This window comes from Pseudoalteromonas sp. Z1A6, from assembly GCF_011378745.1.
GTDB classification, from domain to species: Bacteria; Pseudomonadota; Gammaproteobacteria; order Enterobacterales; family Alteromonadaceae; genus Pseudoalteromonas; species Pseudoalteromonas arctica.
In genome coordinates this window covers 1-1092 of sequence record NZ_WTKW01000626.1, presented here as the reverse complement: position 1 = coordinate 1092, position 1092 = coordinate 1, and the positions used below count along the sequence as shown (strand labels likewise).

Annotated in this window: 2 protein-coding genes; both read left to right on the top strand. The window is 32.5% G+C overall.

What is annotated here, in order from left to right; genetic code table 11:
* Positions 1 to 66: 66 nt before the first annotated feature.
* Positions 67 to 414, top strand: coding sequence for a hypothetical protein (locus tag GQR46_RS19985; protein ID WP_165742278.1), 348 nt, complete (start codon positions 67 to 69; stop codon positions 412 to 414).
* A 129-nt stretch (positions 415 to 543) separates the two neighbouring features.
* Positions 544 to 846, top strand: a complete 303-nt coding sequence (locus GQR46_RS19980) for a hypothetical protein (RefSeq protein ID WP_165742275.1) — start codon at positions 544 to 546, stop codon at positions 844 to 846.
* Positions 847 to 1092: the final 246 nt, after the last annotated feature.

Sequence of the window (1092 nt, the reverse complement as noted above, 5' to 3'; positions counted from 1 at the left end):
TTATCAATAAAAACAAATAAAAAACGAGTTAATCTACAGGCTCGTTATAAACCATAAGGAAGTGTCATGAAAAAAATATTTGTCGGAGCAATAATTCTGGTTAGTTCTAGTGTATTCGCTAACCCATATAAAAGTGGGTTCGTTGATGTTTCAATTCAAACACAAGAAGGTAAAGAAACTTTTAAACTAGTTTGTCGGCCTAAAATCACTGTGGAGAAATTACCAAAAAACTGGGTTAGTTCTTGTAACGATATCGGCAAGAAACTTCTGGAGTTAGCTGTCGAAAACGGAGTGAAAGTCGATCCAGTTGACAAAGTATTTGGTATGGCTGGTGACTTTGCTCAAAAGGCATCTAGTGATCTACCAGAAGATATTGTCCCCGCAGCAATTGTTAGCCGAGAATTTGGTAGTTAATGGTTTATAACAAGTAATAAACTAGGACAAATAACATTTTTCTGCGTCTCTATTTTAACTTACTATTATTTGGCTGTTAGAGCTATTCTACAGCCTCGTTATACGCTTCTAAAGCTCGGTGTAAATAAAATGTTTGATGATGCAATTATACTTGCTATCAAATTACTTGAAAGCGATGATGATTACTTAAATATAGTTATGAATCTTTGTCAAATTGGAAATAAAAAGTATGGTCAATGCTGGAATACTGAGTTTCATTTATTTGGTATAATTGCATCTGATACAGATCATTTACCTTTAATTCATGTTAGAGAAAGATGTTCCGCTGAGTTCTTAGTTAAATCAGATAAAGAGTTAGCTGAAATTGTAGAGTATTACCGATCTGATGTGGTGATAGCTTGTAATCTAATAGTGAGTAGTAAAAACGTATAACAAGTCGTAAAGCAGAACAAAAAAAATCTGGTTTTTACTGCTATGTCGCTTACTTTAGCAAATATATTTTGCCTATTTAAGGCAGTACTAGATATAAAAATACAAGGATGCATAATTGAATTATTTAAATTGGTTACAAAAAACATACCCAGAGCTAAATGAGATATCAAATGAAACTATTAACTCTCATATCGACAAAGCAAAGTCTGATACAGATCTTTTTAGGGAATTCATTAAAGTACTAGG